The following is a 21,038-nucleotide window of genomic DNA, read 5'->3' as shown; positions in this document are numbered from 1 at the left end:
GTTAGTAAATAAGTATTAAAAATCTTCCTCTGTCGAAAAAACCTGCGCCTCTTTATTGGCCATCACACCGGCTTTCTGATAATCGCCTACTCTTTTTTCAAAGAAGTTGGTCTTACCTTGCAGCGAAATCATTTCCATAAAATCGAATGGATTGTTGCTGTTGAATAGTTTTGAATAGCCCAATTCCATTAACCATCTGTCTGCTACAAACTCGATATATTGTTGCATCAGTTTTGCATTCATGCCAATCAGGTCAACAGGTAATGCTTCGGTAATAAATTCTTTTTCAATGGCTACCGCATCACCTATAATAGCTTTTACTTCTTCTTCAGATAATTTATTGCTCAACATACTATACAGCAAGCAGGCAAACTCACAATGCAATCCTTCGTCGCGGCTGATTAATTCATTGCTGAAAGTAAGTCCCGGCATTAAACCTCTTTTTTTCAGCCAAAAAATGGAACAAAAGCTGCCGCTAAAAAAGATGCCTTCTACCGCCGCAAAAGCTACTAACCGCTGCGCAAAATTTCCATTTTCAATCCAGCGTAAAGCCCATTCTGCTTTCTTCTTCACAGCAGGTACAGTATCTATTGCGTGAAAGAGTGTATGTTTTTCCTGCGGGTCTTTAATATAGGTGTCAATCAACAGTGCATAGGTTTCGCTGTGTATGTTTTCCATCATAATCTGAAAACCGTAAAAGCATCTTGCTTCGGGTAGTTGTACTTCGCTCATAAAGTTTACGGCAAGGTTCTCGTTTACAATGCCGTCGCTGGCTGCAAAAAATGCCAGCACATGCGCAATAAAATGGCGTTCACCATCATTAAGCGATGCCCAGTCTTTTAAATCGCCGCTAAGGTCTATTTCCTCAGCAGTCCAAAAGCTGGCTTCGTGGCGTTTGTAATATTCCCACACTTTGGGGTAATTGATAGGGAGAATAACAAACCGGTCTTTGTTTTCTTTAAGAAGCATTTCGTGATTGTCTTGCATGGTAATAAAATTTAAAAATTTTTACCTGCAGAGGAAAAGTATAGTGCTGAAAGTAAAGGCTGGTGCACGCAGCAAAACCCATCAGTACCATGCCTTTCCTCCGAAAGCATTGTAACTTTTTGTCTGGTTCTGGCAGGTCTTCTGACTTGCACCGTTGTTTTAGGCCTTCCCGTTTTTTAAACAGTGGCATGAAGATTAAACAACTTGCTAATGGTGCTTACAGCTACGGGGATAGTTCCCGATTTTCACGGGATTCCCTTTTAATGAAATACCAAATGGTATTATCAACCAAAATCGGGTGTAAAATAATAGCTTAAAATGGAAAGGCGCTGGCGTTGTTATGCACCGGATGTTGAAAACTGTTGAAGGGAATAGAAGTAAATATTGCTGAATCTTCAGCAATATTTATTAAATCGTACCGGCTAAAAAGGCCATGTGCCGGTACGGTATGCCATTTTCATATTATTTTATATTATGCTTTTATGCTCTTCTGAATGCCCATTTCATCATTTGTGCCCATGTAGGTTTTTTGCCATACAGCAAAATACCGGTGCGGTATATTTTGCCTGCCAGCCAGGTAGTAAATAAAAAACCTGCTACCAGCATTAACATGCTCACAATAAGTTGCCAGTAAGGCACGGTGCCAGGCACACCATACGCAATGCGCGCCATCATTACCATAGGTGAGCTAAACGGAATAAAACTGCACCAAACTGCCAGTCCGGAGTCTGGATTTTGCACTGCATTGGCCATTACAATAAATGAAAAAATGATGGGCATAGTAATAGGCAGCGTAAGGCTTTGCGAGTTTTGCACATCTTCTACCACGCTGCCAATAGCCGCAAAAAGTGAAGCATAAAACAGATAACCACCCAAAAAGTAGAATATAAAACAACCCACAATCAAACCCCAGTTGACCGTGTCCGCCATGTGCTGAATATTATATATGGTTTGTGCGCTTTGGCTGGCATTGATGCTGCTTGCAGCGCCGGGCATAGTACCGCTTTGCTGCATTGCTTGTACCTGCTGCATCGTTTCGGGCGATACAAACAAATGCACGCCAAACATGATCAGGAATATAAATACAATCCATATCAAAAATTGCGTAAGCCCCACAGCGCCAATACCAATGATTTTACCCATCATTAACTGAAAAGGCTTTACGCTCGATACAATCACTTCGGCAATGCGGTTGGTTTTTTCTTCCATTACACCACGCAATACCATCATACCATAAATAAGCATGGTCAAATAAATAAGGAAGCCGCTGCCATAACCAATGCCATACGCCAGCCATTGGTTGCTTTCTCTGGTACTATTGTTATCGCCTTCTTCCACCGTACTCAACGTAGCATCCTGCGACTGCGAGTGTATGGAGTCAAGCTGACTTTTTTGTATGCCGGCATCCTGCAGCATTTTAGTTTCAATAGCTGCATCTATCTTGTTTTCAATCGTTTCTTTAGAGCCGATGCCAATGCTTTTTTTGGAGCGAAGTAAATAATTATTGCCATTATTACCGGTTGATTGTGGCATTATTAAAATAGCCGAATACCCTTTACTGATATAATTATTTGTATCCACACCGGCAGGAAAACTAAAAGCTATATTGCTGCTGTTTTCCAGATTATCTTTAAAGTAACCACTGTTATCTATTACGGCAATATTCAGGTTCTCCTTACCCTTAATGCTAAGATAAGTAGAGCCTGCAATGAGCAGCACAAACAGCAAAGGCATAAGTATAGTGGTAATTATGAACGTTTTGTTGCGCACACGGCTGATGTATTCACGCTGGATAATGAGGGAGGTTTTGTTCATACAAATAGTTTTGGGTAAAAGGTTAAGCAATTTTTTGGAATGAACGGGTAACGGCATGCGTACCTTCTACCTGCCGGATAAATATTTCATTAAGTGAGGGCAAGATCTCGCTAAACGATTCGATAGTAATGCCTTGCTGCAAAAAATACAACAACACATCGTTGCTGCGGTAACCATTTTTAATTTTCACTGTCAGTTTGTGATTGTCATCACTATGAACAACATCAAAAGCATCGCTTGCAATAGATAGTGGTGCTTCGGCAAGTTGTATACTAAATTCATTATCTTTGAAATCCTGCTTTACACCTTTTACTGTGCCGTCCAGTATTTTTTTACCCAAATTCACCAGTACAATATGATTGCATATTTCTTCTACCTGTTCCATGCGGTGCGTGCTGAAAATAATGGTGCTGCCGCGCTGCGCCAGATTAAAAATTTCATCTTTTATCAGGTTGGCATTCAGCGGGTCCAAACCGCTAAAGGGTTCATCGAGAATAATGAGTTTAGGCTCGTGCAATACGGTGGTTACAAACTGTAGTTTCTGACTCATACCCTTACTTAAATCCTCAATTTTTTTGTTCCACCAGCTTTGCATTTCCAGCTTTTCAAACCAGTATTTTATTTTTTGCATCGCATCATGGCGACTCAATCCTTTTAACTGCGCGAGGTAAAGCGCCTGCTCGCCTATTTTCATTTTCTTGTACAAGCCACGCTCCTCGGGCATGTAGCCGATTTTGGAAATATCATTCAGGGGATCAAAGCGTTTACCATCAAAAGTAATAGTGCCTTCATCAGGATAAAAGATGCCCGTTATCATGCGCAGCAACGTAGTCTTTCCGGCGCCATTAGGACCCAGCAAACCAAAAATACTGCCTTGCTCAATAGAGAAAGAAATGTCATCTACCGCCTTTTGTGTAGCATAGTATTTCTTGATATGCTCCAAACTAAGAATAGTCATTGTCATGTGCATTTAGTATATCAAATATAATTGACAGAAAATGGTAAAGGTACTTTTATTGATAATTTATATGAATGGTAAACTAAGCAGATGTATATGTTGGTCGATAGGTTATGAAAAATGGATGGCAAAAACACTGTTATAAATGAGTGCGTTGTAACTAAAGGTAACAAAGCAACAATAATACAAGGAATCTCAAAAAGTGATTTACAGACAAGCATTCAAGAGTTTAAGAAATTATCTCATACTATACAATTGAAATAAAACTGTCTTCCCTGCAATGTCTTTTGCTATACAATGCCTTGAGAGCATACATTGTGCAAAAAAAATAATTGTTTTATACTAAAACAGGATCATTATACACCCGACCCGGAATACCGCTATTAGGTAAGCATATAAAGGAGACTTGCAGCATACAAAATGAAAGTTCTTTAATATTAGCAGGAAAGCAGGATATTTGTATATAGTAATGATCATTTTAAAAAAATCTCTACTATGAAACATTTGCAACTTAAACACGTATTGATGTGTTTGTTAGTAATTACAGCATCAGCCATTATTTCCTGCGGAGGTTCAGCGTCAACAGAAAACACCGGCGATTCTGCGTCCACTGCTATGTCAACAGATACAATGAGTACATCTTCAGCCCCTGCTACACATGCGGAAGCTGTGATAACCGGCACTAAAGCCGATACTACCGTTGATGGTAAGGCTACTTTTGATGCTGATAATGGAAAGGTAAAAATGATGCTTGATTTAACTATACCTAAAATGGCAAACAAAACGGTAGCGGTTCATTTACATGAGCATCCGGATTGTGGTGATAATGGTAATGCCTCTCATGGCCACTGGAATCCAACACATGCGCCGCATGGCAAATGGGGCGTGGATAGCTTTCACCTGGGCGATATAGGCAATGTGAAATTAGATGCACAAGGTAAAGGCACTATGGAAATGACTACCGATTTATGGACACTTGGTTCAGATACTACCAGCAGTGTATTAAACAGGGCAATTATTGTACATAGCGGAGTGGACGATTATAAGTCTCAGCCATCAGGCAATGCGGGTTCCAGAATTGGCTGCGGTGTTATTAAATAAAGTAAAAAGCAATTTAGCATATAAACAGAAAAGCCTTTGTTCATTCAAAGGCTTTTCTGTTTTTTCGCCTTTGCCGGTGTTCTTCACCAAACTGATACCTATTTGCCGGTGAAGAACACCGGTAAAGGCGTTAAACCGTTAAAAGAAGAAGCATTCAGGTATTAAATGAATCCTGTTCAAATAGATGATTGGTACGAATAAAGCAAAAAGTTGCATTATCCGTTAGTTGAGTACACTTATCGTACGAGAAAAATACATGAATTAGAATTGCCGGTTATAGTTTAAAAAGAAAGTATAGCAATTTCTTCACATCAGTATGAACTGTTTTATATCAGCTCCATCACGATCAATAAACCAAATTCATCAAGATTTACAAATCATTACCTTCGCGCCAAATGACCGAAAAAATTCTTATACTAGACTTTGGAAGTCAGTACACTCAATTAATTGCACGCGCGGTACGCGAGGCCAATGTTTATTGTGAAATTATTCCGTACCTCAAGCCGTTCACCATTGATGCATCGCTTAAAGGCATTATCCTCAGCGGCTCGCCATTTAGCGTGAATGATACAAATGCGCCGCTGGCAGAAGTGCCGGAGTTTGTAAAAGATGTGCCGGTACTGGGCATTTGCTATGGCGCGCAGCTTACCGCAAAACTGTACGGCGGACAAGTAGGTAAATCCAACAAACGCGAGTACGGCCGTGCCAAACTGCACATTCGACAGCCGGATGCCCTATTGCAAAATGTAACCGATAACTCACAGGTGTGGATGAGCCACAGCGATTCCATCAGCGAGTTGCCGGTTACCTTTGAAGTTTTAGCCACTACAGAAAGCATTCCTGTAGCTGCATTCAAGCAAAAGACACACGATACACGCCCGCTGTATGGCCTGCAGTTTCACCCAGAAGTATATCATTCCAGCGAAGGCAAAAAGATTTTGAAAAACTTTTTGGTAAATGTGTGCCACTGCTCGCAAAATTGGACGCCTGCATCTTTTGTTCAGGAAACTATTGAACAATTAAAACTGCAGATAGGTGATGCGCACGTGATTATGGCTTTAAGTGGCGGGGTGGACAGCAGCGTAGCCGCAACACTTATTAGCCGTGCTATCGGAGACCGGTTGCATGGCATTTTTGTAGATAATGGCGTGCTGCGCAAAGACGAGTTTGAGCAGGTGTTGAATACCTATAAAAATATTGGGCTGAATGTAACGGGTATTGATGCAAAACAATTGTTTTATGATGAATTAAAAGGTAAAACCGATCCTGAAGCCAAGCGCAAAACCATTGGCAGATTGTTCATTGAAGTGTTTCAGCAGGAAGCTGCCAAAATACCGGAAGCGCAGTTTTTGGGACAGGGTACTATTTACCCCGACGTAATAGAAAGTGTAAGTGTTCATGGTCCTTCTGTTACTATCAAATCGCATCATAATGTGGGCGGCTTGCCCGAGAAAATGCACCTGCAACTGGTGGAGCCATTACGTTTTTTGTTTAAAGACGAAGTGCGCAAAGTAGGTTTGGAATTAGGTATTCCGGCGGCTATGATTCAGCGGCATCCGTTTCCCGGACCCGGTTTAGCCATCCGTATTTTGGGCGACATAACTGAAGAAAAAGTAGCCTTATTGCAACAAGCAGATGACATTTACATCAAAGCTTTAAAAGAATATTCCTTATACGATACAATATGGCAGGCTGGCGCCATATTATTGCCGGTAAAAAGCGTAGGTGTAATGGGCGATGAAAGAACGTATGAATATACCGTTGCCTTACGTGCCGTAACTTCTGTAGATGGTATGACGGCGGATTGGGCACATCTCCCCTACGAATTCCTGGCACATGTATCTAACGAAATTATAAATAATGTGCGCGGCATTAACCGCGTAGTGTACGACATCAGCAGCAAGCCACCTGCAACTATTGAGTGGGAATAATTTTTGCTTTTATTAGCAAAATTTTTTTATTATTTGTACATGCTAATGAAACAAAAGTTTATCGTTCTTTTTGCTGTACTGATTGTTTTTAGTGATCACATTATTGCGCAGCCACCTGCACGGCAAAAGATAGCTGTGCTGGCTCCGCTGTATCTCGATTCTGCCTTTAGTGATTATACCTATCAGTTAGGCAATAAATTTATTCCACAGTATATTTTAACAGGACTGGATTTTTATAATGGTGTAATGCTGGCAGTAGATACTTTACAAAAAGAACATGCCAACATAGAAGTGTGGGTGTATGATACTAAAAAGAAAGATACTGATATTAATGCTATTCTCAGAAGCATGTCTTTCCAGAACTTTTCGCTTATCATTGCTTCGCTTAATAATACCGATGAGCAAAAAGCAGTCTCCGACTTCTCTTTTTACTACAATATTCCGGTGGTTTCTGCCACTTACCCAAACGATGCTAATGTAACGGATAATCCGTTTTTTATTTTGCTCAATTCTACTTTAAAAACACACGTTAATGGTGTGTTCAGGTATGTACAGCAAAATTATGCGGGTGCAAAACCGGTGTTTATTACACGCAATGAGCCACTGGAAAACAGGGTGCTGGCAGATTTTAAAGCCAATAATCCGGGTGCTTTTAATCTTACGTACCGCACGCTCACATTGAATAATGAGGAAGTAAGTATTAATAATCTGATACCGTATTTAGATAGCACCAGAACAAACGTGCTGGTGTGTGGCTCGCTTAACCCTACCTTTACAGGAACCATTGCCAAGGCACTTTGCGAAAATCCGCAATACAAAACCACACTGATAGGCATGCCCAACTGGGATGGAATTCGCGAGCTTAACAAGCTTGATTGTAACAGCCTTGAAATTATTTATTCCACCCCTTACAACTACTCACGCAGTGATAGCATTGGCTACAACATCAGCCAGTCTTACCGCGATAAATTTTTTACGCGCCCGAGCGATATGGTATATAAAGGCTACGAAGCCATGTACCATTTTACGCATTTGCTCTTAGATTATAAATATGATTTTATCAATCATTTATCCGAGAACAAATATGTAGTCTCCAACAACTTTTCCATCCGCCCGGTAATGATGACCGATACCTCTTTTGTGCCATCATATTTGGAAAATCAAAACCTGTATTTTGTAAAAAAAGTAAATGGATTGGTAGTATCAGTTGTTGAGTTAGCGCGTTAGAGAGATTTATTGTGGCAATGCGCAAGCTCTTTAAGAATTGGCTAAAAGCAGGTGTTCCTGTTTTATACGCTTCACAACTGCTATCACATTGACAGTTCACCAGACTTTTTAAATTTTAAGTTTATTAGCATCGGCACCAAAAGGCGCCATCACAAAGCTGTCTGTTATCGTAAAAGCGATGTAAAAGGTATTTACGATCTTGGCTTTAGCGATAAAGAGCCTGTTTCGGGCTCCATCAGCGACCTAAGTGTTACCAACAATAATGACAATCAGAAAGTATTAACTACCATAATCAGGACACTTTACCTGTTTACTGATCACAATCCAGATGCAGTTGTTATTGCATCCGGAAGTACACCCCCCCGGACAAGACTTTACCGCATGTGCATCACTAATAATCTTGTTACTATTAAGCAAGATTTTTCTGTACACGGGCTGACAGACATGGATTGCGAACCATTTCGCAAAGCATAATCTATCATGCTTTTTCTGTGCGGCAAAAACATTAAATTTGTGAGACTATGAAGATTAAAAAACAAAGACAGCAGTTAAAAAGACTCAAAAAGACTGTACAATAAAGCTCTCGTTACAAGGTAAGTATGACGACCAGCTTTTATTTAAGGACAAAGTGGACAGAGCCAATTTTATACTGAAAAAATTTGGTATTTCTAAATTTGACTGAGACTTGCAACACCGGCACTACCCATTATATTAAGTTTTATGCTACGCTGTCTGACGAATTTCGCTTCATTAGCAGCTCATATAGATTAACACTATCAAATGTTTCCTGTTAATTTCGTACAATAAGTGTCCGAATTCGCACACCTGCTTTTGTACTAACTCTTCAAATCCTTACCAGTAAAGGGTTTGGTACATTGGCATACCCGTTGAACAACTGCTCCTAACTATTTTAAAACAAGCATCTCATGATACAACTTCAGCACATATCCAAATGGATAACCATCGGCGGCAATCATACATTTATTTTAAAAGACATTAATCTTTCTATTGGCGAAGGCGAGTTCGTGTCCATTATGGGTCCTTCGGGCTCGGGCAAATCAACGCTGCTAAACATCATTGGTATGCTTGACCAACCATCCGAAGGTTCCTATATGTTTATGGACCAGGATGTATTTTCATTAAAAGAAAAACAACGCTCGCAGTTGTATAAATCACATATAGGCTTTGTGTTTCAGGCATATCACCTGATAGATGAATTGACTGTTTTTGAAAACATAGAAACGCCACTGATTTACCAGAATCACAAAAGCGGCGAACGCAAAGCCATTGTTGCAGATATTTTAGACCGGTTTAATATTGTAGGTAAAAAAGATCTTTTTCCCACTCAACTTTCGGGCGGGCAGCAACAATTGGTAGGTATTGCACGTGCCCTCGTTGCCAGTCCCAAACTAATCCTTGCCGATGAGCCAACCGGCAATCTCAACTCCAAGCAAGGCGAAGAAATCATGGAATTGTTTACCAAACTAAACAAAGAAGATGGTGTAACTATTATACAGGTAACACACAGCGAAAAAAATGCTGCGTACGGCAGCCGCATCATTCACCTGATGGACGGCAGAATTGAAAAAATAGAAACCCCTTCTTTACAACATTCTTAAAAATACATTTTTCGCATTGCTGTTTATTGCAATGTTTTTATCAGGTATAAATAATTGATTTGTTATGAAAAAAGTAATGCTGGCGGCAGCAGGTTTATGGTTATTATTTTCTCAAAGTTTTGCCCAGGATTCTACAGGGCAAAATGCGCCACTCACCTTAAAAGAATGTATTGAAACGGCAGTTGCTAATAACATTGATGTAAAACGCAGTGAGTACGCCATGCAAAGTGACAAGGTAAACCTGCAATTAGCTAAAGGACAATTATTGCCCAACCTGAATGCTGCCATCATTCATGGCAACAACCAGGGCCGCAATATTAATCCATACACCAACACCTATATCAACCAAAGTGTAAACTATGCTAATTATGGACTGGATGGATCGGCTACACTTTTCAATGGTTTTAGCGTACAAAATTCTATCAAACAATACTCGCTGAACTTCGAAGCCGGCAAAATGGATGCACAACAGCAGCGTGATTACATCACCATCAATGTAATATTGGCTTACCTGTCTGTGCTTAGCAACCAGGATCAGCTTACGCTTGCCAACCAGCAGGCCGACGTAACACGCAAGCAGGTAGAGCGCTTGGAGATAATGAATAAAGAAGGCGCTATTGCTCCTGCTACTTTGTACGATATGAAAGGTCAGTTGAGCACCGATGAACTGAATGTAGTAACTACGAAAAATGCACTGGAAACGGCTAAGCTCACCTTAGCTCAGTTAATGAATATTTCTTATAGCGAAGACATTGTATTGGCTCGGGTATATGACGAAGCAACACCGGTACTGTATGAAGGAGCGGTAAATGATATTTACGCACAGGCATCCAAAAACCTGGCGATTGTAAAAGCTGCCGAACTGCACCACAGCAGTGCTGTTGCCGGCATCAAAGCAGCTAAGGGGCAGTTGTATCCACGTATTTATTTGAATGGCGGCGTGGGCACCAATTATTCCAGCACGGGCAGTATTCAGCAATTAGTTTCCTCTATGGATGCGCCTACAGATAGCTATGTAATGGTAGATAATAAAAAAGTACCTGTATATGCACCGCAACCCACATTTGCAGAGTCAAAAATTGGCTATGGTAACCAATGGAAAAACAACTTTAATTCATACATCAATCTTACCGTTTCCATTCCGTTACTCAATGGCTTGCAAATAAAGAGCCGCGTAAAGCAGGCAGAGATTACCGAAAAGCAAACTTCGTTTGAAGAACAAACCACCAAACTGCAATTAAAGCAGGCTATAGAACAGGCATATGTAAATATGCAGGCTGCCTTTAAAACCTATACCACGGTAGAGCAGCAGGTAAAAGCTTTTGAAGAGTCGTTCCGTTCGGCCGAGATTAAGTTTAATGAAGGGGTGTTTACCTCTGTAGAATACCTGATAGTAAAAAGTAATGTGGATAAGGCAAGGACAAATTTAATATCTGCGCGTTACGACTATATTTTAAGATCTAAAATTTTAGATTATTATCAATCTAAACCGCTCTTTTAATTAAGGAATAAGTATAATAAAACCAAACAGCCCCGATTTGCACAATCGGGGGCTGTTTCCTTATGTAAAGTAAACTGTATGACTTACTGTAATTTTATTTCAAAAGGTTGCTTCGTAGGCGGCAGGCATTCTTTATCGTTGCACACCATATAGTTTATTGTGCCGGTTACACTGGTTTTGGCAGCCGTTTTTAGCTGAACAGTTTGTACAAATTCTACTTTTTCGCCAAAGTATTTTACATCTACTCCAAAGTTGTCATCGTGCACCGTTTTAAGTGAACCATTCTCTTTGGGTACACCGTTAATTACCAGCAATGGGTTTTTGGTATAAACAATCTTTGTTGGCTTCGGCCCACCATCGGGTGTATATTGCGAATAGATATGCCAGGGCGATGGCAATGTTGCCGTAATCACCAACTGATATACTTTGTCGCTCACTTTCTTAGCTGCATACGACCATTTCACCGGATTTACTGTTTGCGCCTGCACTGCAATTGCAGCTATTATCAAGGCAAAAAATAAGATAATTTTTTTCATATTGTTTATTTTCATCAATCAGTACAATCAGTACTTTCTTAGCGTAATCTTCAATCCAAACCACATCAGAAAAATCTGTGTTTTTTTATTTCCCTAATTTAATCCTAACAGATCAAATACTTTCAATCCATCCACATTACCCAATGCCACCGAAGTAGCTCTTTCGGGGTGTGGCATCATACCAAACACATTGCCCGTTTCGTTTTTAATGCAGGCAATGTTGCGCACAGCGCCATTCGGATTGTACAAAGCAAGATCCACATCATTTACGCTGCCCACTTCTCCCTTTTCATTACAATATCTAAAGACAACCTGATCATTTTTCTCCAGCTCGTCCAGCACCACATCCTCGGCATAAAAACGGCCCTCGCCATGTGCTACCGGAATTTTTAATACCTCCGAATCAGCCCCTTTTATAAACACGTTTTTGCACACAAACTGCTGATGCCCATTGCGCAGCAACGCGCCTGGCAATAAGCCTGCCTCGCACAAAATCTGGAAACCATTGCACACACCCAATACTTTGCCGCCCTTATTTGCAAACTCAACCACACTTTGCATCATGGGACTAAAGCGCGCAATAGCACCGCAGCGCAGGTAATCACCGTACGAAAATCCGCCGGGCAGTACAATACAATCATCAGTAGTAAACATACTGAGGTCTTTGTCTTTGTGCCACAGCATAATTACTTCTTTATTCATGTCGTGCTGCAGCGCATTTTGCATATCGCGGTCGCAATTGGAGCCCGGAAAAACAACAACACCAAATTTCATTATGTATAAATTTGTTTTTAAATTAAGCCGCCTGTTGTTTTACCTGCTGCACGTTATCTGTAAAAGGCGGGAATGTTTGAGAATAAATGAGATGCAAAGTTAAACCGCCGCTCGTTAAAGCAGCGTTTAAGTTTTTAACCAAAACCAATTATTATAAATTATCACCGTAATTAATATCCAGAAAAGAATAGTTTGGTACAAATTGCTTTTGCTATAAATAAATGTGTTGCTGGCTATAGCAGCAGCCGGCAGTAAGCCCAAAACCAGGTAGCCAAAGTTGCCTTCCTGTAGCAGGAAGAGAAGCGGAATACTTAGTAAAAATAGCATCAGTAAAATGCCCCAGGAACGGCGTACCTGCATTACGGCTTTACCCGAATTGGCGCTCCACATGAGGAAGCCATCAGCAACTACATACAAACCTGTAACAGCAGTAACAATCATGGGTATATTTTGTTTTATACTGAAGCCATGAAGCTGCACCGGCGGCAGATAAGTATGAATAGCGTGTAAATGATTGGTAAGGAATGATATAACAACAATAAAATAAGGCGGCGTAAGTATGCCCAGCAAAAGCACTATCCACTCGTTGGTACGAAAAGCACGCAGGCTTCCTACTGCAATAAACGCCACAATAACCAGAAAAGCAGCCGGAAAATACAGGATGCTAATCACACTGGTGATAAAGCCAATGTTGTAAATAATTGGCTTGGCACTGTTGGTAACGTATAGCCTGGATAATAACGAAAATACCCAGATGATTAAAAAATTAACCAGCAAAGCCGGTGTAATATTGCCCCACGCAGGGTATAAAGCGGAAAGCAAAATGTAACACAAAGCAGTAATAAAGTACTGCTTTGGGAACATTCTTAAGTTGTTGAGTACGGTATTGAAGCGCAGCGCCTGTACGATAATAATAGCATGGTATAGCATTATCAACGCAAAATCTGGCAAGGCGGCAAGCGGCGTCATAAAGCGGAAGAAAGCAGCTGACCCGCCTGCAACGATTACTGCTGGCGGATGAACCAGAAAATGACCATGTGCTACAATGCTTAACAGTATGAGCCAAAAAACACTCGCAGTAGATTTTTCCCGAAATATGGATACCACAGGCTTGGTTTAAAAGTCAACTTTTGCAAAGCAAATATAATTCCTGTAAGCGCATGGAATTATCATTTGTTTTGCACCCACCTGTTTGCCCAATCGTGGCATAAACTCGTAACCTCTGTCGAGATTGTGCAGTGTAGGGCTATGGGTAAGCTGACCATCGGGCGTAATGCTCTGGTCGGAAAGCAATACATTTTTCCGCACGGTTTCATTGTACAAAAAATGTACTTCGCTGCCAGTGTTCATAGTAGTATAACCAATAAAATTATCGGTATTATCGTCGTACTGCGACTTGTGGATCACATTAGACCACGTTAAATTGCCGGTAGAATCGAACGATAGTAAAGCAATATTATCGGCAAAATAGCGCGTGTTTTGAAAGCCATAACCACCCCGGCTCCAGGGATAATAGTAGCCAAACGGATTGCTGTAAGAATAATAATAGTATGCAGCAGAGGGAGAATAAAACGGATAACTGTTGAAATAATCCCAGCGATTGTACTGGTTGCCGCGTGAGGAAGAATACACCGACTCTGCTGCTATTACATATCCACCATCCTTCCGCATTACGATATTTTGCAAAAAGAAATCGTTGAAGGCAAAGCGCGGGTTACCATTACTTTTTACACTATTTCGCAATTCATCGCTAAAGGTAGTGTAGGTAGTATTGATAAGGCTATCGTTTGTTTTATCGTATAAAGTAGCGTACAAACCATCTACATTGCCACGGCGGGCTTTGGTGTAAAAAGAAGTAACGAGATAATTTTTATTATCATTATCTACTTTTACCCGCACATCATCAAGGTATATCTTATTGAGCGGCAGTTCGTGAACTCTTGGTAAGTTATCGTTCATTCTTTTGGAGATCAGCGAGAGGCTTACAATGTTGTCTTTTTGCGCGCCGCCCGCTGCCCGCACAAATGCAATATCGCCATCATTATCTATAGTAAACTCGGTTAAAAAACTATTGCGCTCCGGCATATCCACGCTCATATACGATTTGCTGAGCGGTGTAAGGCTGTCATCGAAAATAACGGAGGTTACAAAATAATTGTTTTCGTTTTTAGTATTAATTTTTACAAACCCAATCTTCTGCTTGTCTTCACTTACCATATACGAGTACACTTTGTTGTTGGCTAAAAAATTAACCTGCGTAGTATCCAGCGTTTGCGGCTCGCCTATAATTTTTGCATCGGCATCCAGTTTTGCAGCCATGGCATACACTACATTACGATGCTGGTACTGATAAAAAAAGTAAAAGAAATTTCTGTATGCGAGAATATCAGAGTTAATAATCTTATCGGGTAAAAATGATAGTTTTTCGTTGGTTACCAATTGCATATCATTATCGTATATAGAAACATGATTATCGTTGCGCATGTTTTTATAAATAAGATAATGATTATTCATTTTACCGATAATCTCAAAGTTAAGCCCACGTGCATCACTCCTGTCCGGCTCGGAATATACAATGGTTTGAGCATACAGGCTTGTAACAGCAAAAGCACACACTGCAGCAATCAAAAAACAAAGCTTTTTATGCATTAGAATAAAGAATTTTTATGACTAACAAATGTAAGGTTTCAACGTATTATTACTGTGCAGCAATATAATGGTAATGTTAAGATTATTAGTAAAGATTTTTATCAAAAAGTTTAAAGCTGCCATACAATTTTTATAGGTATGTACCGTGAGGGTAGGAATATTTTTTTTGAGCAAAACGCGGTTAATAAATGTAAGTCGTAGAGCGTAAAATTAAATTTTTCATTATTCAAAGTTGCAATACCTAATTTTGTTGATTTTATATTATTGATATGGTCACTTCGCTATCAAGCTATAATTATTATTATAAGTTTGTATTTTGAAACCCTGCTTTAAATGAAACTTTTTCTTATCCGCTACACCAAGAGCACCTTTGTATATTTACGTTTACATGTGATTTTCAATCTATTCTCCAGACTTTTTTTGAACCTTTTTTATCTTACTAGATTTTCTTTATGGGCAAGTAAAAACAAGAAAGTTGCTTACAACGATTTTCCGGGCAAATGGGATTATAGTAAACGGTATGCTTTTTATAAATGGATTATCGGGCATGAATCCCTATCAAATATTGCAATCAATTACCTAGAGTTTGGCGTAGCCGATGGACACTCATTCCGCTGGTTTGTGCAGCAAAATGCCCATCCCGAAAGCAGATTTTATGGTTTTGATACGTTTACGGGTTTGCCCGAAGATTTTGGTGTGTACAAAAAGGGTGTATTTAATACCAACAACCAGGTTCCACAAATAAATGATAGCAGAGTTAAATTTTACCAGGGTTTGTTTCAGCAAACACTGCCTGGCTTTTTATCAAAATGGAACCATCAGCAAAGAAATATAGTGATGATGGATGCAGATTTGTATTCTGCAACGTTGTACGCGCTTACCCGCATAGCACCTTTTTTAAAGAAAGGCGATATAATTTTCTTCGATGAGTTTGCTGTGCCAACGCATGAATTCAAGGCATTATATGATTTTCAGCAGGCATATCTAATGGATTTTGAATTGATTGGTGCAGCTAACAACTATTACTTTACTGCTTTTAGGATAATTTGATAAAATGTGTAAATAGGAAAGCTGAATTATTGATTTATTAAATTCCCGATAGTATTTACTACTTATTTTAGCAATTATTTTTTCTTCTAAAATTGGAAGCCAAACTTTTGCCTATGCCATGCTAAGGCAAGGAGTGATTGTAGAATGAATCTGCTCAACAATAAACAAGCACATTTTTCAAGTACCGTAATTGAGCAGCATTCTATTGAGCAAAATTAGTCTCCTCAGTCACTCATCAGCAAACATTGTTGCAGCATTCATCAGGCAACATCATTATCTCAATTACCCAAATCACCCAGCTGCAGGAATATTCACTGTTGGGTCTTCTGCCATTTTGCCCATAGCATACTGTTTCATTTTTGCCGCCGTTTGATGACCTACATATTTTTCAATCCAGCCCTCGGCCACATAAATGAGCGGCGTAAGCACAATAGCCATAAAGCATTTGTAAGTATAATTTAAAATACATACGGCTATTACTTGTGGCCAGCTCCAGTTACTACCCCAGCGGAAGGCAATTGTCAGCACAATGAAGCTGTCTATTAGTTGCGACACCAGCGTAGAGCCGGTAGCACGCAGCCAGATTTTCTTATCGCCGGTTACTTTTTTAATACGATGAAAAATGGTTACATCCACTATCTGGCTCACGAGAAAAGCGACCAAACTTCCCAAAATAATCCACATGCCCTGCCCGAAAATACCGTTAAAAGCCGTTTGCATATTGCCAATACCGTCCTGTTCCTTGGATGAAAGCCAAAAATCGGCCGGTGGTAGGTGAATGCTGCTGTAAAACATCAGGAAAGCATACCCAATAAGCGCCACTGCCGTATAAGAGATACGGCGTACCGCTTTGGGGCCGTAATATTCATTTACAATATCGGTGAGTATAAACTCAAGTGGCCACAGCAGTACGCCGCAGGTAAGATTGTACGATAAGCCGCTTTGTCCAAATAAGGTGAGGTTGGCAGGTGCAACGCCCAGTATCTTCTCGAGCGAAAAAATCTTGGTGCCGATACACTCGGCAATGAGTGCATTAGCAACAAAGAAAGCCGTAATACCGATGAATAGTTTGGTGGGTTTGTCTTTAAGAATGGAATGTATCATGTGGTATAAAAAAGTGTAGTAGAATCTGTAAAATAAACGCAACAAAGTTGAAAATGCGTAACCAGTTAAATGTAGGTGATGGCTTGCGCGAAAGAACCAATGCTATTTCGGTAGCATTCACTACAAAATTCACCGGAAAAGCAAAAACCCAACCGAGCACAATAATAATGGCTTTGAAAAACTCAATTCTTATAAAGTCTTCTGTAAACAAAATTATCACGCAAAGCAGGAACAATACGTTGCATATAAAAGCCACTCTTGCCAGAAACAACAGCCAGCGCATATTTTTTGGCGAAAAATACCATTAAATTTTCAACAGTGATATTGAAAATAAAAAAGGGCTTTTACAAGCCCTTTACACAAAAAGATAAATAAACGTTTAATAACGGTAAGTAACTGCAAGTTTTGGACGGAAGGAAGGTGAAGCGGCTTCGGAGCTTGCAAAGTTAACTGCTGCATCAGGTACTTCATTTAGTATTTTCAATTTGAAGCCATAATTTGTTTCAGGATGTGCAACCATTTGTTGTACCATAGCTGTTACATCTACTATCGGATTATAATTAAATTGTTGCGTAGCTTGGTCCGAAGCCTGTATGATCGCCTGGTTTTCTGTTGTGGCCTCTGGCTGATTATCCCAGGTTAAACCAGCTTCTCTCCAGTTGTGACTAATAATACGTTGTACGGCGCATCTGTTATCACCAGTGTTGCCTTGCGGATGGTTCAGGAAATTTTCTGCAGTGTACAAAAATAACTTTGCACTTACCACGCGTGCATTTATTGGTACATTTTTCAACTGGGGAAATTTGATAAATGACCGCGTAGTAATACCACCACCGTAATCCCACGAATTAACAGGTAATTCGGGCACATGATTCTGATTGCCACTTCCGGTGGCACCCCATTGGTCAGCATATACGTCCTGCCCGCTATTAGGACCAGGATGTATTATTAATTTAAGGTTACCACTTACCTGCATTAGTGTCATCTCTTCATTATCAATAAAGCTATTGGTGGAATTGATAACCGGTGTATTTTGTACACCTTCTTTAGTACACGAAGAAAAAAGAGCAACAGAGAGGGCGATGCCAGCAAGCACTGGTGAGGGTTTGAAAAGCAGCTTCATTTTTTTGATTTTGCACCAAAATAATAGTATTAAAATTATATTCTAGTATTTACTTATAATTTTTTTATAAATATTTTTAGCCATCTCATCGCGCTTTGACAATTACTGCACTTCATGTAGGTTTGCCGTCATCATAAACTGAATGAATGAAAAACTTCTCCTGGAAGAAACTTTTGCCACACCTTATTGCAATAATTATTTTTTTAGTTGTGGCAATGGTATATTGTAAGCCTGCGCTGCAAGGCCAAGTACTGGAACAAACAGATATTGTGCACTGGCGGGGTATGGCCCAGAGCGCCTTTGATTATAAAGAACAACATGGGCATTTTCCACTATGGAATACACATCTTTTTAGCGGCATGCCCAATTATCAGGTTTATTTGTATGGCAAAAGTTTTTTAATTGATTTCAACAAGGTGTTCACATTAGGATTGCCCAAGCCAATTAGTTATTTTTTTCTTGCTTGTATTTGCTTTTATATACTGTGCGTTACGCTTGGCACCAACTATATTATTGGTATTTTAGGCAGCCTTGCTTTTGCGTATTGTTCCTACGATCCTGTTATTATTTCGGTAGGCCACGAGTCTAAAATGATGGCCATTGCTTACATGCCAGCACTTCTTGCCGGTTTAATATTATTGTATGAGAGGAGATATGTAATTGGCTTGTGCCTAACTGCATTGTTTGCAACTATGGAGATAAGTGCTAACCATCCGCAAATAAATTATTACTTTATTATTGTTGCCGGCTTTATGACGCTGGCATACATTATAAAATGGGTACAAAGTGCACAGTGGAAGCATATGGCTATTGCTTTGAGCCTTGCGCTTATAGGTGGGGGTATTGGGGTTGGTAATGCAGCAATCACCTTACTTACTACAGCAGAGTACTCCAAATATACAATACGAGGCGGCAAAACACTTGAGAATACTGGTACTACACTGAAAGATGTAAAGACAACAGGTTTGGACTTAGATTACGCATTTTCTTATAGCTTAGGTAAAATAGAAGCTGCTAACCTAATGTTACCAAATGCATTTGGCGGCAGTGGTGGTGAGAGACTGAATGAAAATTCCAACATAGTAAGCGCTTTAACAGCCAGAGGTGTGCCAGAAGAAAATGCTGTACAGCTAGTACAGTATTTACCAAAATATTGGGGCGGTATTGGAGGACCAGCCGGACCTGTTTATCTTGGTGCTATTATTTGCGTATTGTTTGTAATAGGGTTGGTAGTAGTAAAAAATGAGCACAAATGGTGGATATTGGCTGCTGCTGCTTTTTCTATATTCATGGCGTGGGGTAGCTATTTTTTGAGCTTTAACGAACTGCTTTTTAAGTATCTGCCTTTGTACAATAAATTTCGTGCGCCTTCTATGGCACTCGTAATACCTCAACTATTATTCCCTATATTGGCTGTACTTTGTCTGCAAAAAATATTCATTATAGATACTCCTGAGCAATTGCAGAAAAGTTTTAAAAAGATATTATATGCAGTGGGAGCATTATTTGCTGTCTTACTGCTGATTTATATTGGTAACGATTACTTAAGCCCGAATGATGATAGTATTAAATCAATGCTTTCACAAATAACAGGAAATAATCAGGATATATCCACTGTCGTTTTTAATGGTTTGCTCGCCGACAGAAAAGCAATGTTTGGAGCAGACCTTGCCCGTGCTTTTATCTTTGCACTGGTTACCTTAGCCGCTCTTTTTTTATATGCAAGAAAGCTGGTAAAACCAGTCTATTTAATAATCCTGTTACTTATTGTAAACACCGGAGATTTGCTTGCTGTTGACAGCAAATACTTAAATGCAAGCAACTATGAAGAGCCGGATAATTATCAGGTAAATTTTAGCCCTACTATAGCCGAACAACAGATTATGAAGGATACAAGTCCGCATTATCGGGTGTATAATCTCGCTCCGGACCGCTTTCAGGAATCACTTACAGCTTATTATCTAAGGTGTATCGGCGGATACCACCCTGCGAAGCTCAGTATTTATCAGGACCTAATTGAAAACCAGATTTCAAAAGGAAACATGCATGTTTTAAACATGTTAGACACAAAGTATTTCATCATACCGCCACAACAACAAAATCAGGCACAGGCAGCTGCACAAGCTACCGTGCAGCGCAATGCTAGTGCTCTGGGAGCCTGCTGGTTTGTACGTGATATAAAGTTTGTAAATGGACCGGCAGAAGAAATGAAGGCGCTGGATAATTTCGATCCGGCTCAAACTGCAATTGTAGAAAATAGCTTTAAGAGTTTGATTAATAATGCATCTGCAACAGATAGCAGTGCCACTATTCAGTTGCTATCTTACGATCCTGATGATATTAAATATACTTCTCAAAGCAACACAAATCGCTTTGCAGTATTTAGCGAGATATATTACCCAGCGGGCTGGAATGCATATATAGACGGGAAAAAAGTGGATTATTGTAAAGTGAATTATGCATTAAGAGGCTTAAGCATACCGGCGGGAAAGCACTCGATCGAGTTTAAGTTTGAACCATCCTCTTATTACACTGGTCAGACGCTTGTTTATATAGCAAGCATTGCATTGTGGTTATGTATCATTGCTGCTTTACTATATTGGTGGCGCAAAAATCAGCATACACAAAATACAACAACTACTTAATCTTAAGATTCATTTTAA

General features: G+C 39.8%; 18 protein-coding genes and 1 riboswitch. Of the genes, 9 read left to right on the top strand and 9 right to left on the bottom strand.

All coding sequences use genetic code 11. From position 1 onward, the window contains the following. Nucleotides 1–15: 15 nt before the first annotated feature. The 3 genes from FC093_RS09630 to FC093_RS09620 form a co-directional block, all read right to left on the bottom strand. Nucleotides 16–987 carry a ribonucleoside-diphosphate reductase small subunit gene (locus FC093_RS09630; protein ID WP_137261563.1) on the bottom strand — a complete coding sequence of 324 codons (972 nt, stop codon included), beginning with the start codon at nt 985–987 and terminating at the stop codon, nt 16–18. Nucleotides 988–1,101: 114 nt separating this feature from the next. Continuing rightward, nucleotides 1,102–1,295: riboswitch (cobalamin riboswitch) on the bottom strand. Nucleotides 1,296–1,467: 172 nt separating this feature from the next. After that, the gene (locus FC093_RS09625) at nt 1,468–2,802 is read right to left on the bottom strand and encodes an ABC transporter permease (RefSeq protein ID WP_137261562.1); all 1,335 of its coding nucleotides are present in this window, start codon (nt 2,800–2,802) and stop codon (nt 1,468–1,470) included. A 22-nt stretch (nt 2,803–2,824) separates the two neighbouring features. After that, the gene (locus FC093_RS09620; protein WP_240743254.1) at nt 2,825–3,766 is read right to left on the bottom strand and encodes an ABC transporter ATP-binding protein; all 942 of its coding nucleotides are present in this window, start codon (nt 3,764–3,766) and stop codon (nt 2,825–2,827) included. A 489-nt stretch (nt 3,767–4,255) separates the two neighbouring features. Between FC093_RS09620 and FC093_RS09615 the strand changes: the two genes are divergently transcribed. The 6 genes from FC093_RS09615 (at nt 4,256) to FC093_RS09590 (ending at nt 11,139) form a co-directional block, all read left to right on the top strand. Next, on the top strand, nt 4,256–4,861 hold the full coding sequence (locus FC093_RS09615) for a superoxide dismutase family protein (RefSeq protein WP_137261561.1): 606 nt from the start codon (nt 4,256–4,258) through the stop codon (nt 4,859–4,861). 395 nt (nt 4,862–5,256) lie between these two features. Then, nucleotides 5,257–6,792 (top strand): glutamine-hydrolyzing GMP synthase, encoded by a 1,536-nt coding sequence (gene guaA, locus FC093_RS09610; RefSeq protein WP_137261560.1) that lies wholly within the window; start codon nt 5,257–5,259, stop codon nt 6,790–6,792. A gap of 45 nt (nt 6,793–6,837) precedes the next feature. Further along, nucleotides 6,838–8,019, top strand: coding sequence for a type 1 periplasmic-binding domain-containing protein (locus FC093_RS09605; RefSeq protein ID WP_137261559.1), 1,182 nt, complete (start codon nt 6,838–6,840; stop codon nt 8,017–8,019). A 51-nt stretch (nt 8,020–8,070) separates the two neighbouring features. After that, nucleotides 8,071–8,493, top strand: a complete 423-nt coding sequence (locus FC093_RS09600) for a DUF6934 family protein (RefSeq protein WP_137261558.1) — start codon at nt 8,071–8,073, stop codon at nt 8,491–8,493. Nucleotides 8,494–8,945: 452 nt separating this feature from the next. Further along, nucleotides 8,946–9,638 carry an ABC transporter ATP-binding protein gene (locus FC093_RS09595; protein WP_137261557.1) on the top strand — a complete coding sequence of 231 codons (693 nt, stop codon included), beginning with the start codon at nt 8,946–8,948 and terminating at the stop codon, nt 9,636–9,638. A gap of 64 nt (nt 9,639–9,702) precedes the next feature. After that, complete coding sequence (locus FC093_RS09590; RefSeq protein WP_137261556.1) at nt 9,703–11,139, top strand: TolC family protein; 1,437 nt, start codon at nt 9,703–9,705, stop codon at nt 11,137–11,139. Nucleotides 11,140–11,222: 83 nt separating this feature from the next. Here the strand turns inward: FC093_RS09590 and FC093_RS09585 are convergent, their stop codons facing one another. The 4 genes from FC093_RS09585 to FC093_RS09570 form a co-directional block, all read right to left on the bottom strand. Continuing rightward, nucleotides 11,223–11,675, bottom strand: coding sequence for a protein-disulfide reductase DsbD domain-containing protein (locus FC093_RS09585; RefSeq protein WP_170971044.1), 453 nt, complete (start codon nt 11,673–11,675; stop codon nt 11,223–11,225). Nucleotides 11,676–11,768: 93 nt separating this feature from the next. Beyond that, nucleotides 11,769–12,449, bottom strand: a complete 681-nt coding sequence (gene purQ, locus FC093_RS09580; protein WP_137261554.1) for a phosphoribosylformylglycinamidine synthase subunit PurQ — start codon at nt 12,447–12,449, stop codon at nt 11,769–11,771. A 126-nt stretch (nt 12,450–12,575) separates the two neighbouring features. Further along, the gene (locus tag FC093_RS09575) at nt 12,576–13,556 is read right to left on the bottom strand and encodes a DUF6427 family protein (protein ID WP_137261553.1); all 981 of its coding nucleotides are present in this window, start codon (nt 13,554–13,556) and stop codon (nt 12,576–12,578) included. A gap of 9 nt (nt 13,557–13,565) precedes the next feature. Further along, nucleotides 13,566–15,098, bottom strand: coding sequence for a hypothetical protein (locus tag FC093_RS09570; protein WP_137261552.1), 1,533 nt, complete (start codon nt 15,096–15,098; stop codon nt 13,566–13,568). 333 nt (nt 15,099–15,431) lie between these two features. Here FC093_RS09570 and FC093_RS09565 point away from each other — a divergent pair, with 333 nt between their 5' ends. Further along, a complete protein-coding gene (locus FC093_RS09565) occupies nt 15,432–16,148 on the top strand; it encodes a class I SAM-dependent methyltransferase (RefSeq protein ID WP_137261551.1) in 717 nt (238 codons plus the stop codon). A 291-nt stretch (nt 16,149–16,439) separates the two neighbouring features. Here FC093_RS09565 and FC093_RS09560 read toward each other — a convergent pair whose 3' ends face one another. After that, a complete protein-coding gene (locus FC093_RS09560; protein WP_137261550.1) occupies nt 16,440–17,252 on the bottom strand; it encodes a queuosine precursor transporter in 813 nt (270 codons plus the stop codon). A 53-nt stretch (nt 17,253–17,305) separates the two neighbouring features. Here FC093_RS09560 and FC093_RS09555 point away from each other — a divergent pair, with 53 nt between their 5' ends. Beyond that, nucleotides 17,306–17,560 (top strand): hypothetical protein, encoded by a 255-nt coding sequence (locus FC093_RS09555; RefSeq protein WP_137261549.1) that lies wholly within the window; start codon nt 17,306–17,308, stop codon nt 17,558–17,560. Nucleotides 17,561–17,631: 71 nt separating this feature from the next. Here FC093_RS09555 and FC093_RS09550 read toward each other — a convergent pair whose 3' ends face one another. Then, the gene (locus FC093_RS09550) at nt 17,632–18,375 is read right to left on the bottom strand and encodes a DNRLRE domain-containing protein (RefSeq protein ID WP_137261548.1); all 744 of its coding nucleotides are present in this window, start codon (nt 18,373–18,375) and stop codon (nt 17,632–17,634) included. A gap of 146 nt (nt 18,376–18,521) precedes the next feature. Between FC093_RS09550 and FC093_RS09545 the strand changes: the two genes are divergently transcribed. Continuing rightward, a complete protein-coding gene (locus tag FC093_RS09545) occupies nt 18,522–21,020 on the top strand; it encodes a YfhO family protein (protein ID WP_137261547.1) in 2,499 nt (832 codons plus the stop codon). Nucleotides 21,021–21,038 lie beyond the last annotated feature (18 nt).

The sequence above is a fragment of the Ilyomonas limi genome, from assembly GCF_005233845.1.
Lineage (GTDB): Bacteria > Bacteroidota > Bacteroidia > Chitinophagales > Chitinophagaceae > Ilyomonas > Ilyomonas limi.
Note: the sequence above shows the minus strand (reverse complement) of the source record. Positions and strands in the feature narration are given on the sequence as shown.

Bases quoted from the DNA above. Each gene is read 5' to 3' on its own strand.
- FC093_RS09560 (WP_137261550.1), bottom strand. From the start codon at position 17,252: ATGATACATTCCATTCTTAAAGACAAACCCACCAAACTATTCATCGGT.
- FC093_RS09630 (WP_137261563.1), bottom strand. From the start codon at position 987: ATGCAAGACAATCACGAAATGCTTCTTAAAGAAAACAAAGACCGGTTT.
- guaA (WP_137261560.1), top strand. From the start codon at position 5,257: ATGACCGAAAAAATTCTTATACTAGACTTTGGAAGTCAGTACACTCAA.
- purQ (WP_137261554.1), bottom strand. From the start codon at position 12,449: ATGAAATTTGGTGTTGTTGTTTTTCCGGGCTCCAATTGCGACCGCGAT.
- FC093_RS09620 (WP_240743254.1), bottom strand. From the start codon at position 3,766: ATGACAATGACTATTCTTAGTTTGGAGCATATCAAGAAATACTATGCT.
- FC093_RS09605 (WP_137261559.1), top strand. From the start codon at position 6,838: ATGAAACAAAAGTTTATCGTTCTTTTTGCTGTACTGATTGTTTTTAGT.
- FC093_RS09615 (WP_137261561.1), top strand. From the start codon at position 4,256: ATGAAACATTTGCAACTTAAACACGTATTGATGTGTTTGTTAGTAATT.
- FC093_RS09565 (WP_137261551.1), top strand. From the start codon at position 15,432: ATGAAACTTTTTCTTATCCGCTACACCAAGAGCACCTTTGTATATTTA.
- FC093_RS09590 (WP_137261556.1), top strand. From the start codon at position 9,703: ATGAAAAAAGTAATGCTGGCGGCAGCAGGTTTATGGTTATTATTTTCT.
- FC093_RS09625 (WP_137261562.1), bottom strand. From the start codon at position 2,802: ATGAACAAAACCTCCCTCATTATCCAGCGTGAATACATCAGCCGTGTG.
- FC093_RS09555 (WP_137261549.1), top strand. From the start codon at position 17,306: ATGCGTAACCAGTTAAATGTAGGTGATGGCTTGCGCGAAAGAACCAAT.
- FC093_RS09585 (WP_170971044.1), bottom strand. From the start codon at position 11,675: ATGAAAAAAATTATCTTATTTTTTGCCTTGATAATAGCTGCAATTGCA.
- FC093_RS09545 (WP_137261547.1), top strand. From the start codon at position 18,522: ATGAAAAACTTCTCCTGGAAGAAACTTTTGCCACACCTTATTGCAATA.
- FC093_RS09595 (WP_137261557.1), top strand. From the start codon at position 8,946: ATGATACAACTTCAGCACATATCCAAATGGATAACCATCGGCGGCAAT.
- FC093_RS09550 (WP_137261548.1), bottom strand. From the start codon at position 18,375: ATGAAGCTGCTTTTCAAACCCTCACCAGTGCTTGCTGGCATCGCCCTC.
- FC093_RS09570 (WP_137261552.1), bottom strand. From the start codon at position 15,098: ATGCATAAAAAGCTTTGTTTTTTGATTGCTGCAGTGTGTGCTTTTGCT.